The sequence below is a fragment of the Lysobacter sp. 1R34A genome (assembly GCF_051217035.1).
Lineage (GTDB): Bacteria > Pseudomonadota > Gammaproteobacteria > Xanthomonadales > Xanthomonadaceae > Lysobacter.
In genome coordinates, this window is sequence record NZ_JBPKJP010000010.1 from 44,684 (window position 1) to 58,548 (window position 13,865).

Genomic DNA, 13,865 nt, shown 5'->3' on the forward strand with positions numbered 1-13,865 from the left:
CGCTGTCCCGTCGGGCAACGCCGCTCCGATGCAGGCGGTCGGCGGCGGGGCATCTCGCGATCTGCAAGCCAATCTTCGCGTCAGCATGGTTCGCCGGCACTCGGACGGCGCAAGCGCAACCCTCAGGGGGCGCACTATCGCGACCGCATCGATAGTCTTTCGTTGCGGCCTTCCCCCTTCTGCCGGCGGCGCGGCGTGTCGCTCGCTCCTGCCCCCTTGCGCGCTTCCCCGACCGCTCGTCGGCAAGCGCTTGACGCTGTCCGAAGGCCGAAGAATCATTTAGCAAATTAGTTAATTGCTGAATACCTGCAACAGTGCCTGCCGCACCGCGTACCGGGTTTCGCCGGGCGGCAGGCCTCCGCGCGGCGCCACCCGGTCGAACCATTGCCCGGACACCACGCTCGACACGTTCCACCAGGGAGAGGTCATGAACGCATTGCCCGAAAGCCTGCGATCGCACCGCGTCCGGTCGCAGGCCGACCGGCTCGCCTCGGTCCGCAGCGTCAGCGACGGCCGCGTGGTCTGGGAACCGGTGCGCTCGCTGTGGTTCACCGGCATGGCGCTGGGCGCGGTGGTCGGCGGCATCGCAACCTTCAGCTGGCCGGCGTTCGCCTTGTTCGTCGTGTCGACCGCGACCGTGCTGTTGCTGGGCCATTCGCTCGGCATGCACCGCAAGCTGATCCACGACAGTTTCGCCTGCCCGAAGTGGCTCGAGTACCTGCTGGTGTATTGCGGCGTGCAGGTCGGCCTGGCCGGCCCGATCGGGCTGGTGCGTACCCACGACCTGCGCGATTACGCCCAGCGCCTGCCCGACTGCCACGACTACCTCGCCCATCGCAGGGCCTTCGCCGTCGACGCCTGGTGGCAGTTGCATTGCGAACTGCGGCTGAGCGCGCCGCCGCGCATCGAGATCGAAGCGCGCATCGCCGAGGATCGCTACTACCGTTTCCTGCAACGCACCTGGATGTGGCAGCACCTGCCCTGGGCGTTGGCCTTCTTCGCGATCGGCGGCTGGGGCTGGGTGTTCTGGGGCGTCTGCGCCCGCGTCACCGCCGGCGTGTTCGGTCACTGGCTGGTCGGCTATTTCGCCCACAATCACGGCGGCATGCATCACGAGGTCCGCGGCGCCGCCGTGCAGGGCCGCAACGTGCGCTGGATGTCGCTGCTGACCATGGGCGAGTGTTGGCACAACAATCATCACGCCTTCCCGGGCTCGGCGCGGCTCGGCCTGTATGCCGGCGAATGGGACCCGGGCTGGTGGTTGCTGCGCGCCTGCGAACGCATCGGCCTGGTCTGGCGCCTGCGCCTGCCCGAAGACCTGCCGCCGCGCGAGGAACTGCATCGCCTGGAACCGACCCCCGCGGCGTCATTCGCCGATGCCGCATCCACCCGACTCACCCGGACCGTCCCATGAGCACCGAACCGCCCGAACTGCCGCCGTCGCCTGTCCCGCCGCCGCTGCCCGCCCCTGCGCCGTTGCCGCAACCTGCGACTGCACCGCCGGCGCGGCGCCTGAGTCCCGGCCTCGCCGTCCTGGCCGGCATCGCGCCGGTACTGGGCGGCGCCCTGATCGGGCTGCTGCTGCGCCTGGCCTTCAATGGCCAGCCCGGCACCGCCTTCGCGACCATGCTGTGGGTGTTCATCGTGCTTGCGCCGTTCGCGATCGGCGCGGTCACCGTGTACCTGGCCGAGAAGATCAAGCCGCGCGGCATCGGGTATCACTTCTTCATGCCGGTCCTCAGCGTGTCGCTGTGCGTGCTCGGCAGCATGTTCATGATGCTCGAGGGGCTGATCTGCGTGCTGATGGCCTTGCCCTTGTTCGCGGCCATGGGCGGGCTGGGCGGCGTGGTGATGGGAGCGATCTGCCGCCTCAACCAACGCTCCGCCACCCCGACCGTCTACAGCTTCGTCGCCCTGCCGGTGGTGTTGGCCGCACTCGGCGTCGGCAACGAAACCCCGCAGCGCTTCGAGCATGTCGAACGCAGCGTCCTCATCCAGGCGGCGCCGGCCGAGGTCTGGAAGCATCTGCTCGACGCCGACCATATCCAGGCCGCCGAGGTCGATCGCGCCTGGATGTACCGGATCGGCGTGCCGACCCCGCTCGCCGGCGTGACCCATCGCACCGACACCGGCCTGGTGCGCGAGGTGCGCATGGGCAAGGGCATCCACTTCCGCCAGATGTCGAGCGACTGGCAGCCGCAGCGCCATGTGCGCTGGCAGTACCTGTTCGAGGAAGACTCGGTGCCGGCCGGCGCGCTCGACGACCATGTGCGCATCGGCGGCGATTACTTCGACCTGCGCGACACCACCTACACCCTGACCCCGCGCGGAGACGCGACCGAGCTGACGATCCGCATGGACTACCGGGTCAGCACCGGCTTCAACTGGTATGCGGTGCCGCTGGCCGATTGGCTGATCGGCGATTTCAGCGAGGTCATCCTGGAGTTTTATCGGCAGCGCGCGCAGGCGGCTTGAGCCGGGGACTAGGAACTAGGAACGAGGAATCAGGAATCAGGAATCAGGAACTAGAGCTGGCGAGCGGGGGCTCAGCCGGCGGCTTTTTTGGCGCGCCGGCTTTCTCGCTTGAGCGGGCCGCCGACCGGGCAGATCTCGAAGGCGAACTGGGTCAGGGTGTTGACCAGGTTGTCGGGCACCAGCTTGTAGACCACGAACTGGCCGCGGCGCTCGCTGCTGATCAGCCCGGCGTTGACCAGCACCGACAGATGCCGCGAGATCGCCGGCGCGCTCATCTCGAAGCGCGCGGCGATGTCGCCGGCGCTGAGTTCGCGCTCGGACAGGAAGGCCAGGATCTGCCGTCGCGGCGACGAGGCCAGGGCTTCGAAGATCTTGTCCTGCATCAGGCGGGAACCGCGGCCCCGGATATTTGCTTAATTAACTAAAATACTAATTCCGACCCACCCGAAGTCAAGCGCCGCCGGTCGGGCCGGCCCGAGCTTCAGGTTCGGACAGGCAGTGGCGCCGGCGCGGCCGCGCGAGGCGTGCGCCGGGCGGAAGTCAGCGGGCCGCCGCGAGATTGAACGCGGGTATGGGATCGGGGCGCTCGCGCCCCGGACCGTGCAGCCTTGCGCTGCACGGTGCTGCTCAAGCCCGGCTCAGGCGCCGACGGCTTCCACGCGCGCGCGCTTCGGGAAACCGACCATGCGCTTGAGTTCTTCGTCCCACAGCTTCAGGCGCGCGCACTTCAGGCTCGACCAGATGGTCAGGCGCGGTGCGGCCTGCAGCAGCGGGCTCGACTCGTACGCCTCGCGCAGGCGGTAGTTCGGGATGCGGCTGGAAAGGTGATGGATGTGGTGGTAGCCGATGTTGCCGGTGAACCAATGCACGATCTGCGGCAGGTCGTAGAACGAGCTGCCGGCGATCGCCGCCTCGTGCGAGTTCCAGTCGTCCTTGCGGGTCCAGTAGGCGTCTTCGAAGGTGTGCTGGACGTAGAACAGCCACACGCCGACCGCGCCGGCGATCAGCACCACCGGCAGGTGCACCATCAGCACCGTGTGCCAGCCGATCGCGAAGCCCATCGACAGCAGGATCAGGCCGAGCGCCAGGTTGTTGAACAGCACGCTCGCCCACTCGCGCTTCCAGGTGAAGGGCAGATCGAAGGGGAAGCGATGCTTGATGACGAACTGGTACAACGGGCCGACGCCGAGCAGCACCGGGGTGCTGCGGTACAGGCGGTAGCACAGGCGGCCGAACCACGAGCGCGAGCGGTACTCGGCCACGGTCAGGGTTTCGATGTCGCCCATTTCGCGGCGGTCGAGGTTGCCCGAGGTGCCGTGGTGGACGGCATGGGTCTTCTTCCAGTAACCGTACGGGAACAGGGTGACCACGCCGAGGCAGCGCCCGACCAGATCGTTGGCGCGGCTGCTGGCGAAGAACGAACCGTGGCCGCAGTCGTGCTGGATGATGAAGGTGCGCACGTACAGGCCGGCGGCCGGGATCGCCATCAGCAGGGTCCAGCCGTAGCCCCAGTCGCCGACCACGCTCCAGGCCATCAGCGTCCACAGGATCGCGAACGGCACCAGGGTGTTGATCAATTGCCAGACGGCCCGTCCGAGTTGGGGCTTGGCGAAACGCGCGCAAAGCTGACGCAGGTTGGTGACGGTGGATTGCGGTTCGGCGTCGGCGTTCAAGCGGCAACTCCATAGAGGAGGGTCCATTGTGGTCAGCGCATCCTGACCTGGCAATGACGTTCGCAGGCGTATGGACGTGATCGCTATCCGGCTTCGGACTTTTAGCGCCCGTTTGCTCCGGCGGCCCCGACCCCCGCTAGGCTATGCGGCATGTCCGCCTGGTACGTCTATCTGATCGAATGCCGCGACGGCAGCCTGTACACCGGCGTGGCCGTCGATGTGGAGCGCCGCTACGCCGAGCACGTCGCCGGCAAGGGCGCGCGCTACACCCGTTCGCACCCGCCGCTGCGACTGCTGGCGCGGTTCCCGCACCCCGACCGTTCATCGGCGCAGCGCGCGGAGTACGCGATCAAGCAGCTCAGCGCGAGCGCGAAACGCGCGCTTTGCGCAAACGCCGCCGTGTCGGCCGCCGTCCCGGCCTGATCAGAACAGCGCCCAGACCAGCTTGATCAGGCCCCACAGCGACACCACCCACACCGCCGAACGCAGGTAGGGAATGCCGGCCGCGTACACCGGCACGTAGACCAGCCGCGCCCAGAAGTAGAGCTGGGCGCCGAGCGCGGTGTCGTCGTTGCCGCGCCCGGCCAGCCCGACCGCGAGCGCCGCGGCGGCGAACAAGGGGAAGGTTTCGAGGAAGTTGCGCCAGGCGCGGTCGACCCGCGCGGCCACCCCGGTCAGGGGCTCGGGGGTGCCGTCGCGTGCGCTGGCGTTCCAGCGCAGGCCGCGCTGCGCGGTCATGAAGCCCGCCGCGACCAGCAAGTGCACGATCGCGAGCACGATCGACCAGGCCAGCATCTGCAGTTCGATGCTCATGCCCGTCGCCTCAGACCGGGCCGTTGGGCAGGATCAGGATCTTGCCGTCGCGCTCGCCGGCGGCGGCCGCGGCGACCGCCTGTTTGATCTGGTCCAGGCCGTAGGTCGCCTGCACCCGCGCGGTCAGTTGCCCGGTCGCGACCAGGCGACCGATCTCGCCGAACACCTCGGCGCGGCGCTGCGGCGTCGCCGCCTGGAACCAGCGCGACAGCCAGAACCCGCGCAGGGTCACGTCGCGGAACACGAACGAGGCCGGCGAGATCGAACAGGCCTCGCCGCTCATCGCGCCGTAGTTGACCAGGATGCCGCCCTCGCCGAGCGCCTGGGCGATGTGTTGGGTCGCCACTCCTCCGACCGCATCGATGCCGAGCTTGATCGGCGCCTTTCCGGTGACCTCGCGCACCCGCTTGGCCAGATCGTCGCCGTCGACCAGCACCACCTCGGCGCCGGCCGCGCGCACCGCCTCGACCGCCGACTCGCGCCGCACCACGTTGACCGTGCGCAGGCCGCGCAGTTTGGCCAACTGGACCAGATAGCTGCCGACCGCGGAATTGGCCGCGTTCTGGATCACCCAGTCGCCCGGCTGCAGGTCGACGAACTCGCTGAGCATCAGCAGGGCGGTCGGCGGATTGATGGTGATCATCGCCAGTTGCTTGGGGTCGGCGTCGCCCGGCAAAGGCACCAGACCCTTGGCCGAGGCGACCAGGTGAGTGGCCCAGGTGCCGCCCTGGATCGGCAGCAACACCGTCTGCCCGACCTGCGGATGGGCGACCTCGGGCCCGACCGCGGCGATCCGCCCCACCCCCTCGTTGCCGCCGACCGCGGGCAGCGGCGGCAGCAGACCGTACTCGCCGGTCAATGTGAGTACGTCGGAGGGGTTGATCGGCGATGCCAGCACCTCGATCAGCACCTGCCCGGCGCCGAGCGGCGGCGCTTCGAACTCGACCGCCTCGATGACGTCCTGCGGCACCGGGCCGCGCTGCGCGTACTGGGCTTTCTTCATGGAATGCGTCCTCGAGGCGGTGGAGAGGCGTTGCGGCCCGGCCGGAACCCGGCCGGAGCCCGATCGCGCGAGCTGCGGGGGCCGACTGCATACGCGAGAGTACGCCCGCGGCGGTGCAAACGTCTTGCGCCCAGGTCTCAGCACTGCGACCCTGCCCCACCCGCTCACGCCCGGCCCGCATGCAACCGATCCGATTCGAACTCGACGCCCAGCACGAACACGTCGAACTCAACCAATTGCTCAAGCTGGTCGGCTTGTGCGACAGCGGCGGCGCCGGCAAGGCGATGGTCGCCAGCGGCGCGGTCCGGGTCGACGGCCAGGTCGAGTTGCGCAAGACCTGCAAGATCCGCGCGGGCCAGACCGTGGCCTGCGAGGGCGTCAGGATCGAGGTCGTCGCCGGCGCCTGACGCGGCTCGCCGGAGCCCGCGCTGGTCACGCGCTGGCTCACGCGCCGCTCCAGGCCATTGTCCAGGCCGCGCGGGCGAACCGCGCGCTCGGGCGCGGCCGTCGTTTCTTCAGGCCAGGGGCAAGGTCGTCGTCGCCCTGCACCAGTCGTCGTGGGCGCGCTGCACGCTGCGCGTGGCCGAGACGTAGTCGCTGCTGCCCAAGGCTTCGACGAAGCGGCAAGACGCATAGCCCTCGGCCTTGCGTTCGTACTCCGCGACCCAGCGTTCGCGTTCGGGCATGCGCTCGGCCGCGATCGGCCACACGCCGGGACGCGGCCGCAGATAGCTGTGCATGCCGATGCGCCACGGTTTCGGGCTGACCCGGGCGCGAAAGCAATGCTGGCGCCGGCACAGCAGCGCGTAATGCGCATCGGCGCCGATCGCCTCGAAGAACTCGATCGCCGCCGCCTCGTTCGGGTCGAACACCCGGTGCATGGCGAGCAGGCGCAGCCCCATCGGCGTGCGATACAAACGCAGATGCCAGTCCGGATGCGCGGCGACGAAGGCCCGGATGCGCGCGGTCGCGCGGCCTTCCGGGCCGCCGTCGGCGCGGTGCCTGCGCCGCGACTGCAGGCCGGCGGCGAGCGCGAACAGCCACAGCACCGCGACCATCGTCAGCACGCCCAGGCCCCAGTGCGTCGCCGCGCCGACCGCGATGGCGAGCGCGAGCGACGTCCAGAAATACCCCTTGCGCCATGCCGAGACCGGCTCGTCGAAATCGACGTCGGCGAACAACACCTCGGGCGTGTTGAGGCATCGCGCGCCATAACTGTTGCGGGTGACGACGAGGTCGCCGTCGCGCTCGACGATCTGCTCGCGGATCGGCAGGCCTTCGGCGTCGTAAGGCACGCGCGGTTCGCGCTTGAGCAGGGATTCGCCGGCGAGGATGCGGTCGAACGCCTCGCGCGCCCGGGCGTCGGCCATCGCCTGCGCCTCGGCGAGACTCGCGTCCGACCAGCCGAAGCGACGCACCGTCAGCGAGCGGCGGCCGGAGGCGTGGCCCTTGTCGAAAGCCTGGTGGACCCGGGCTTCGGCCCAGAACTCCGGAACGATCATCGCCATCGCCGCCTCCATGCAAAGTCGGCCGATTGTAGGCGCGCGTCGTGGCGCGCGCCGGCACTTGACGGCGCGCGTCATCGGCGTAGCATTTTCCCCACGCCCTCGGACAGACCGGCGGCGACTCAACTCCGTGAGGGATTCTCATGGCAATCGAATTCGATTACCTCGTTTTCATCGGGCGCTTCGAGCCCTTTCATAACGGCCACGCCGCCGTCGCCCGCCACGCGCTGGGCAAGGCCCGCAAGGTCATCTTCCTGGTCGGTTCCGCCGACACCCCCCGCACCATCAAGAACCCCTTCACCGTCGCCGAGCGCGCGGTGATGATCCAGGCCACCCTGTCCGATGCCGGCGATCGCCTGATCGTGCAGCCGCTGCGCGACCATCTCTACAACGAGAGCCAGTGGATCGCCAGCGTGCAGCGCACCGTCGCCGAGGCGGTCCGCCACGACGGCGGCGGCAGCGAAGCGCGGGTCGGCCTGGTCGGCATGGACAAGGACGCCTCCAGCTATTACCTGCGTGAGTTTCCGCAGTGGCCGCTGGTCGACGTCAGCCACACCGCGACCCTGTCGGCCACCGAGTTGCGCCGCTATCTGTTCGAGGCCAACCAGATCGACAGCCACGGCGGCCTGATGCTGATCCGCGCCAACGTGCCCGGCCCGGTGTTCGACATGCTCGAAGCCTTCCGCAAGAGTTCGCCGGCCTTCACCCAACTGGTCGCCGAGTACCAGTTCATCGAGCGCTACCGCGCGGCCTGGGCCGACGCGCCGTATCCGCCGACCTTCGTCACCACCGACGCGGTCGTCGTGCATTCCGGCCACGTGCTGCTGGTGCGCCGCCGCGCCGAACCGGGCAAGGGCCTGTGGGCCCTGCCGGGCGGCTTCGTCGGCCAGGGCGAGAGCCTGCTCGACGCCTGCCTGCGCGAACTGCGCGAGGAAACCCGGCTCAAGCTGCCGCTGCCGGTGTTGAAGGGTTCGCTGAAAGGCGAGCGCGTGTTCGACCACCCCGAGCGCAGCTCGCGCGGCCGCACCATCACCCACGCCTACCACTTCGAGTTCCCGAGCGGCGAGCTGCCGCCGGTGCGCGGCGGCGACGACGCCGACAAGGCGCGCTGGATCGCGGTGGCCGAAGCGCTGGAGATGGGCCCGCAACTGTACGAAGACCACCTGCACATCCTCGAATACTTTCTCGGCCGCGGCTGATCCGTCCGGATCGCCCGGCTTCCGCCGGTGGACAGACCGCCGGACACACTCGACGCGAAGGAGCTTCCCGTCATGCAATGCCTCGACAACCTGCTGCTCAACACCGACAGCTACAAGGCCAGCCACTGGCTGCAGTACCCGCCCGGCACCGACGCCACTTTCTTCTACGTGGAATCGCGCGGCGGCGTGCACGACCGCACGGTGTTCTTCGGCCTGCAGGCGATCCTCAAGGAATACCTGGCCAAGCCGGTCACCCACGCCGACATCGACGAGGCGCGCGACCTGTTCGCCGCCCACGGCGAGCCCTTCAACGAAGCCGGGTGGCGCTATATCGTCGACACCCACGGCGGCCTGTTGCCGATCCGCATCCGCGCCGTGCCCGAGGGCACCGTGGTACCGACCCATCAGGCGCTGGTGACGATCGAATCGACCGACCCGCAGGCCTACTGGGTGCCCTCGTACCTGGAAACCTTGTTGCTGCGGCTGTGGTACCCGGTGACGGTGGCGACGATCAGCTGGCACGCCAAGCAGACCATCCGCCAGTTCCTCGAACGCACCAGCGACGACCCGGAAGGCCAGTTGCCGTTCAAGCTGCACGACTTCGGCGCGCGCGGCGTGTCGAGCACCGAATCGGCGGCGTTCGGCGGCGCCGCGCACCTGGTCAACTTCCTCGGCACCGACACCGTCTCCGGCCTGTTGCTGGCGCGCCGCTACTACCACGAGCCGATGGCGGGCTATTCGATCCCGGCGGCCGAGCACAGCACCATCACCAGTTGGGGCCGCGAGCACGAGGTCGACGCCTACCGCAACATGCTGACCCAGTTCGGCAAGCCCGGCGCGATCGTCGCGGTGGTCTCCGACAGCTACGACATCTTCCATGCGATCCGCGAGCACTGGGGCAAGACCCTGCGCGAGGAGGTCATCGCCTCCGGCGCGACCCTGGTGGTGCGGCCGGACTCGGGCGACCCGGTCGACGTCGTCCACCAGTGCGTCAGCATGCTCGACGAAGCCTTCGGCCACACCGTCAACGGCAAGGGCTACAAGGTGCTCAACCACGTGCGGGTGATCCAGGGCGACGGCATCAACCCGACCAGCATCCGCGCCATCCTCGAACGCATCACCAGCTACGGCTACGCCACCGACAACCTCGCCTTCGGCATGGGCGGCGCCCTGCTGCAGCGGCTCGACCGCGACACCCAGAAGTTCGCGCTCAAGTGCTCGGCCGCGCGCATCGACGGCGAATGGATCGACGTCTACAAGGACCCGGTCACCGACAAGGGCAAGTCGAGCAAGCGTGGCCGCATGACTCTGGTGCGCCACCGCGAATACGGCCACTTCAAGACCGTGCCGGTGCCGCCGGAAGCGGCCTCGCTGGAGGAAGCGGTCAAGCCGATGGGCTTCGACGACGCGATGGTGACGGTGTGGGAAGACGGCCGCATCGTCAACGACTGGACCTTCGCCCAGGTGCGCGCGCTGGCCAACGCGGCGCGGCTTTGAGACGAGGGTTGATTGAGGCCCTGGCGGTGAGGCTTGGCAAGCGGTCCTCGCCCCAGCCCCTCTCCCGCAAGCGGGAGAGGGGCCAAGCGCAACGCGACGGTCTCCCCTCCCCGCAGCGAAACAGTCGCCAAGCGCGACGCAACGGTTTTCCTCTCCCGCTTGCGGGAGAGGGTCAGGGCAGGGCGAGGGCGGCGCTCCTACGGACGCCAAAGCGAACGCAGCCCCTCACCCATAACCACCCGACCACGCACGCCTCCCTCAGGAGCCCGCCCATGCCAGCCCCTCTCGAAGGGCTTGCCGCCGCCGACCCGGCCAGCCTGCCCCTCAGCGCTGCTTCGCCCTTGTTCGAACGCCTGCGCGCGGCCACCCCGCACCTCGCCCGTCGCGCTCCCGGCGACGACGCCGCGCGCTGGTACTCGCACCGCTTGAACGGCCGCGACTACCGCTTCGCCCAACCCATCACCTTCACGCCCTACGCGTCCGCGCGCGCCTGCTCGGCGCGCTGCCGGTTCTGCTCGGAAACCCTGCGCCCCAGCGAAGGCGGCCCGCTCGCGCAGACCCTGCGGCCGGGCGCCGACTATTTCGCGAGCCTGTCGCAGGCGCTGGCGCAGTTGCGCGGCGTACCGCTGTCCTGGTCGCTGTCGGGGCTGGAAGCCAGCGACGACGAAACCTGGTTCCTGCAATTGCTAGGCACGCTCGCCGCGGCCGAACGCGACGGGGTCGCGGTCGAAGAGCGCGTGCTCTACAGCAACGGCGCCGGCTTCGCGCGCGCACGCGGCGACGAACTGATCGCCGCACTGCAAGGCTTCGGCCTGTCCTGGGTCGAGCTGTCGCGCCATCATCCCGAGCCGCTGCGCAACCAGGCCATCATGCGCTTTCGCGAACGCGAGGCCATCGCCGATGCCGCCGTGTTCGAAGGCGTCGCGCGCCGCATCGCCGAGGCGCTGCCGCTGCGCCAGGTCTGCATTCTCCAGCACGGCGGCGTCGACGACGCCGCCGGCATCGACGCTTATCTAAACTGGGCCCGGCAGTGCGGCGCCGGCACGGTGATCTTCCGCGAGTTCTCGCGGCTCGGGCCGGACTACCGCGACACCGGCAGCCGCCGCTACATCGAGCGCGAGCGCGTCGCCATCGAAGCGATGCTCGCCGACTGCATGGCCGCGCCGTGGTGGGCGCGGATGACGCCGCAACGGATCACCGAAGGCTATTACTTCTGGAACCTGCGCCTGCGCGACGAGCCTCGCGGCCTGGACGTGGTCTTCGAGTCCTCCGACTACGGCGCGATGCATCGCCGCCATGCCAGCGGCGATCTCTACAAGTTGGTGTTCCATGCCAACGGCCGCCTGTGCGCGGGGTGGCAGCCCGACCGCGACATCCTGTGGGAGCCCGCGCATGGACAGCCGTAGTTGGTGGGTGCCGACGCCGGACCCGCCCGAGCATCGCCTGCCCGAGGACCTGCGCGAGCGCGACCCCTTGGGCGGACGCGACTGCGGTTGGGTCGACCAGATGCGGCCGTTCGTGCGCCATTTCACCCGGCCCGGGCAATGCGTGTTCGACCCCTTCTGCGGCTTCGGCACCACCCTGCTCGCCGCCGCGCTCGAAGGCCGCGACGCTTGCGGCACCGAGATCGACCCCGGCCGCGCCGCACTCGCGCGCGAACGCCTGGCGCGCCACGGCGTCGATGCGCCGATCGCGATCGGCGGCCTGCCGCAGGTCGAGATCCCGCGCCCGATCGACCTGTGCCTGACCAACGTGCCCTACTTCGGTTGCCGCTGGCCGCTGGCAGGCGCGAACCCCGGCCAGCTTTACGACGAACACGATTACGCCGCCTACCTGCAGCGTCTGCGCGACATTTTCCATGCCGTGCGCAAGGCCTTGCCCGAAGGCGGCTTCTGCATCGCGACGGCCGAGAACCTGGTCATCGACGGCCGCATGCTCCCGCTGGCCTGGGATCTGGGCCGCCTGCTCGGCGAGCTGTTCGTGACCCGCGAGGAGCGCCTGCTGTGTTACCCGCGCGAGGCCGAACCGCGGGCGCCGGGCGCCACCCGCAGCGACCGCAGCCACGAATACGCGCTGGTGTTCCAGAAGATGCCCGAGACGGTCTGCCTCGACAGCACCCGCGCCGAACTCGAGGCGATCCGCGCGGCCGGTTTCGAGTACACCCTGTACGGCAGCTTCGCGCGTTGGCTCGAACTGGGGCCGCAGGCCTTGCCGCGCCCGCCCGCCGATGCCGACCTGCGCCTGCCCGACGACGAGGCCGAGCTCAACCGCCTGCTGTATTGGCTGCACGAGCGCCATTACGAACTCGCGCTGTGGGGCGAACCGGTGCGGCCGCCGCTGCGGATCGAACGGCTGGCGCAGCATTGGTATCTGCGTGCGCAGCGTCGCGACCGTCTCGGCCGTCTGGTGCGTCTGGATCTCGGCCTGGCGAGCCAGCACGCCGCCGATTGAGCCCGTTGGTCGCGCTGCAGTGGCGCGGACGCGTTCGCTCAGCCGGCCGCGGCGAAATCCAGATACCAGAACAAGGCGGTCTCGTGCCTCACCGCGGCATCGTGGCCGTAATGGAAGCGGTCGAAACCGCCAAGAACGAAGCCGTGGCGTGCGTAGAAGCGGCAGGCGGCTACGTTATGGTCCTGGGTTTCCAACATCAGGCGCGGATGACCGCGATCCCGCGCCCAGCCGATCGCGCGCTGCAGTAATGCCGCGCCTGCGCCGCTGCGCCGGCGGCCCGCGTCGACCGCGATGTCGTCGATCAACGCGTATCCGTTCCAGTTCGTCGACACCAGCACGCGGCCGATCGTCTCGTTCTGCTCGATCGCCACGAAGGCGATGCGGTCCCCGGCGTCGAGATACTCGCGCAGGTCGTCATCGTCGGCTTGGTCGCGGTAACGCTTGCGGTATGGCGGCAGCGGCACGATGTCGTAGCCGATGACGCCGTCGCTCGCGCGCAGGCTCAGGCGCGAGTCGACCAGGAAACTGCCGTCGAGACCCAGCGCGGCCTCGATGCGTCCGGCGCTCAGCGGTTCGATGCGCACGCTCAAGGCCGCACGCTCAACCCAGGCCCAGCGCCAGGATGGCGTCGCCGTAGGTATTGCCGCCGACCTGGAAGCGGCGTTCGCCGACCTGCTCGAAGCCGTTGCGGGCATAGAAGGCCAAGGCCCGCGCATTGCCGGCGTACACGCCGAGCAGCAGGCGGCGGGCGCCGCGCGTGCGCGCTTCGGCGACCGCCTGCCGCATCAGCCCGCGGCCGACGCCGCCGCCGTGGAAGCGCGAAAGCAGGTAGATGCGCTTGAGCTCGAGGTCGTGCTCGCCCAGGTCGGGCAAGGGCAGCTTCGGCGGCGTCAGCACCGCGTAGCCGACCGGCGCCGCGCCTTGCTCGGTTTCGGCCAGCCACAGCGCCGCGCTCGCGTCGCCGAGCCAATCGGCATACACCGCGTGGGCGTGCTGCCGGCGGCAATGCTCGACGATGTCGCGGCCGTGCAGGATGCCGGCGAAGGTTTCCAGAAAGGTCGCCGCGCCGACCAGGGCGAGCGCCCCGGCGTCGTCGGCGCCGGCGCGGCGGATGCGCGCGGCCTCGCCGTCGGTATTCGAGGGAGCGGTGGAGGCGGTGTTCATGCGGGTTCGATCGAGGGGGTTGCGCTCAAGATCGCACACCGGCCACGCCGCGCACATCGGCGGAAAGTCGCAACCGCGCCACGCC

At 69.4% G+C, this 13,865-nt stretch carries 16 protein-coding genes; 8 read left to right on the forward strand and 8 right to left on the reverse strand.

Annotated features, from left to right (window positions below):
* Positions 1 to 291: 291 nt before the first annotated feature.
* Positions 292 to 429, reverse strand: coding sequence for a hypothetical protein (locus ACSAMQ_RS05260; RefSeq protein ID WP_435394639.1), 138 nt, complete (start codon positions 427 to 429; stop codon positions 292 to 294).
* On the opposite strand from ACSAMQ_RS05260, the gene ACSAMQ_RS05265 reads away from it, so the two are divergent.
* Complete coding sequence (locus ACSAMQ_RS05265; protein ID WP_435394640.1) at positions 428 to 1,414, forward strand: acyl-CoA desaturase; 987 nt, start codon at positions 428 to 430, stop codon at positions 1,412 to 1,414. The genes ACSAMQ_RS05260 and ACSAMQ_RS05265 overlap by 2 nt on opposite strands.
* Positions 1,411 to 2,475, forward strand: coding sequence for an SRPBCC family protein (locus tag ACSAMQ_RS05270; RefSeq protein ID WP_435394641.1), 1,065 nt, complete (start codon positions 1,411 to 1,413; stop codon positions 2,473 to 2,475). Before ACSAMQ_RS05265 ends, ACSAMQ_RS05270 begins: the two co-directional genes overlap by 4 nt.
* A 71-nt stretch (positions 2,476 to 2,546) precedes the next feature.
* Here ACSAMQ_RS05270 and ACSAMQ_RS05275 read toward each other — a convergent pair whose 3' ends face one another.
* Entirely contained in the window at positions 2,547 to 2,858 is a 312-nt protein-coding gene (locus ACSAMQ_RS05275) for a metalloregulator ArsR/SmtB family transcription factor (protein WP_031373429.1), read from the reverse strand.
* Between the two features lie 255 nt (positions 2,859 to 3,113).
* On the reverse strand, positions 3,114 to 4,148 hold the full coding sequence (locus ACSAMQ_RS05280; RefSeq protein ID WP_435394642.1) for a fatty acid desaturase: 1,035 nt from the start codon (positions 4,146 to 4,148) through the stop codon (positions 3,114 to 3,116).
* Positions 4,149 to 4,298: 150 nt separating this feature from the next.
* On the opposite strand from ACSAMQ_RS05280, the gene ACSAMQ_RS05285 reads away from it, so the two are divergent.
* Complete coding sequence (locus ACSAMQ_RS05285) at positions 4,299 to 4,571, forward strand: GIY-YIG nuclease family protein (RefSeq protein ID WP_435394643.1); 273 nt, start codon at positions 4,299 to 4,301, stop codon at positions 4,569 to 4,571.
* Here ACSAMQ_RS05285 and ACSAMQ_RS05290 read toward each other — a convergent pair whose 3' ends face one another.
* Together ACSAMQ_RS05290 and ACSAMQ_RS05295 are read right to left on the reverse strand one after the other, a co-directional pair.
* A complete protein-coding gene (locus ACSAMQ_RS05290) occupies positions 4,572 to 4,961 on the reverse strand; it encodes an MAPEG family protein (RefSeq protein WP_435394644.1) in 390 nt (129 codons plus the stop codon).
* A 10-nt stretch (positions 4,962 to 4,971) separates the two neighbouring features.
* Positions 4,972 to 5,964 carry a zinc-dependent alcohol dehydrogenase family protein gene (locus ACSAMQ_RS05295; RefSeq protein WP_435394645.1) on the reverse strand — a complete coding sequence of 331 codons (993 nt, stop codon included), beginning with the start codon at positions 5,962 to 5,964 and terminating at the stop codon, positions 4,972 to 4,974.
* Positions 5,965 to 6,143: 179 nt separating this feature from the next.
* On the opposite strand from ACSAMQ_RS05295, the gene ACSAMQ_RS05300 reads away from it, so the two are divergent.
* Positions 6,144 to 6,371, forward strand: coding sequence for an RNA-binding S4 domain-containing protein (locus tag ACSAMQ_RS05300; protein WP_435394646.1), 228 nt, complete (start codon positions 6,144 to 6,146; stop codon positions 6,369 to 6,371).
* Between the two features lie 108 nt (positions 6,372 to 6,479).
* Here the strand turns inward: ACSAMQ_RS05300 and ACSAMQ_RS05305 are convergent, their stop codons facing one another.
* Entirely contained in the window at positions 6,480 to 7,472 is a 993-nt protein-coding gene (locus tag ACSAMQ_RS05305) for a hypothetical protein (RefSeq protein WP_435394647.1), read from the reverse strand.
* A 140-nt stretch (positions 7,473 to 7,612) separates the two neighbouring features.
* Between ACSAMQ_RS05305 and ACSAMQ_RS05310 the strand changes: the two genes are divergently transcribed.
* From ACSAMQ_RS05310 to ACSAMQ_RS05325, 4 genes are all read left to right on the forward strand, one after another.
* Positions 7,613 to 8,668: a bifunctional nicotinamide-nucleotide adenylyltransferase/Nudix hydroxylase gene (locus ACSAMQ_RS05310; RefSeq protein WP_435394648.1), complete on the forward strand. Its 1,056-nt coding sequence runs from the start codon at positions 7,613 to 7,615 to the stop codon at positions 8,666 to 8,668.
* A gap of 72 nt (positions 8,669 to 8,740) precedes the next feature.
* The gene (locus ACSAMQ_RS05315; RefSeq protein WP_435394649.1) at positions 8,741 to 10,165 is read left to right on the forward strand and encodes a nicotinate phosphoribosyltransferase; all 1,425 of its coding nucleotides are present in this window, start codon (positions 8,741 to 8,743) and stop codon (positions 10,163 to 10,165) included.
* A 272-nt stretch (positions 10,166 to 10,437) separates the two neighbouring features.
* On the forward strand, positions 10,438 to 11,571 hold the full coding sequence (locus ACSAMQ_RS05320) for a hypothetical protein (RefSeq protein ID WP_435394650.1): 1,134 nt from the start codon (positions 10,438 to 10,440) through the stop codon (positions 11,569 to 11,571).
* Positions 11,558 to 12,616 (forward strand): DNA methyltransferase, encoded by a 1,059-nt coding sequence (locus tag ACSAMQ_RS05325; protein WP_435394651.1) that lies wholly within the window; start codon positions 11,558 to 11,560, stop codon positions 12,614 to 12,616. Before ACSAMQ_RS05320 ends, ACSAMQ_RS05325 begins: the two co-directional genes overlap by 14 nt.
* A gap of 38 nt (positions 12,617 to 12,654) precedes the next feature.
* Here ACSAMQ_RS05325 and ACSAMQ_RS05330 read toward each other — a convergent pair whose 3' ends face one another.
* Positions 12,655 to 13,200, reverse strand: a complete 546-nt coding sequence (locus ACSAMQ_RS05330; RefSeq protein ID WP_435394677.1) for a GNAT family N-acetyltransferase — start codon at positions 13,198 to 13,200, stop codon at positions 12,655 to 12,657.
* Between the two features lie 16 nt (positions 13,201 to 13,216).
* Complete coding sequence (locus ACSAMQ_RS05335) at positions 13,217 to 13,780, reverse strand: N-acetyltransferase family protein (RefSeq protein ID WP_435394652.1); 564 nt, start codon at positions 13,778 to 13,780, stop codon at positions 13,217 to 13,219.
* Positions 13,781 to 13,865 lie beyond the last annotated feature (85 nt).

Coding starts and splice junctions, on each gene's coding strand:
- ACSAMQ_RS05265 (WP_435394640.1), top strand. CDS start 428: ATGAACGCATTGCCCGAAAGCCTGCGATCGCACCGCGTCCGGTCGCAG.
- ACSAMQ_RS05260 (WP_435394639.1), bottom strand. CDS start 429: ATGACCTCTCCCTGGTGGAACGTGTCGAGCGTGGTGTCCGGGCAATGG.
- ACSAMQ_RS05270 (WP_435394641.1), top strand. CDS start 1,411: ATGAGCACCGAACCGCCCGAACTGCCGCCGTCGCCTGTCCCGCCGCCG.
- ACSAMQ_RS05275 (WP_031373429.1), bottom strand. CDS start 2,858: ATGCAGGACAAGATCTTCGAAGCCCTGGCCTCGTCGCCGCGACGGCAG.
- ACSAMQ_RS05285 (WP_435394643.1), top strand. CDS start 4,299: ATGTCCGCCTGGTACGTCTATCTGATCGAATGCCGCGACGGCAGCCTG.
- ACSAMQ_RS05290 (WP_435394644.1), bottom strand. CDS start 4,961: ATGAGCATCGAACTGCAGATGCTGGCCTGGTCGATCGTGCTCGCGATC.
- ACSAMQ_RS05295 (WP_435394645.1), bottom strand. CDS start 5,964: ATGAAGAAAGCCCAGTACGCGCAGCGCGGCCCGGTGCCGCAGGACGTC.
- ACSAMQ_RS05300 (WP_435394646.1), top strand. CDS start 6,144: ATGCAACCGATCCGATTCGAACTCGACGCCCAGCACGAACACGTCGAA.
- ACSAMQ_RS05305 (WP_435394647.1), bottom strand. CDS start 7,472: ATGGCGATGATCGTTCCGGAGTTCTGGGCCGAAGCCCGGGTCCACCAG.
- ACSAMQ_RS05310 (WP_435394648.1), top strand. CDS start 7,613: ATGGCAATCGAATTCGATTACCTCGTTTTCATCGGGCGCTTCGAGCCC.
- ACSAMQ_RS05315 (WP_435394649.1), top strand. CDS start 8,741: ATGCAATGCCTCGACAACCTGCTGCTCAACACCGACAGCTACAAGGCC.
- ACSAMQ_RS05320 (WP_435394650.1), top strand. CDS start 10,438: ATGCCAGCCCCTCTCGAAGGGCTTGCCGCCGCCGACCCGGCCAGCCTG.
- ACSAMQ_RS05325 (WP_435394651.1), top strand. CDS start 11,558: ATGGACAGCCGTAGTTGGTGGGTGCCGACGCCGGACCCGCCCGAGCAT.
- ACSAMQ_RS05335 (WP_435394652.1), bottom strand. CDS start 13,780: ATGAACACCGCCTCCACCGCTCCCTCGAATACCGACGGCGAGGCCGCG.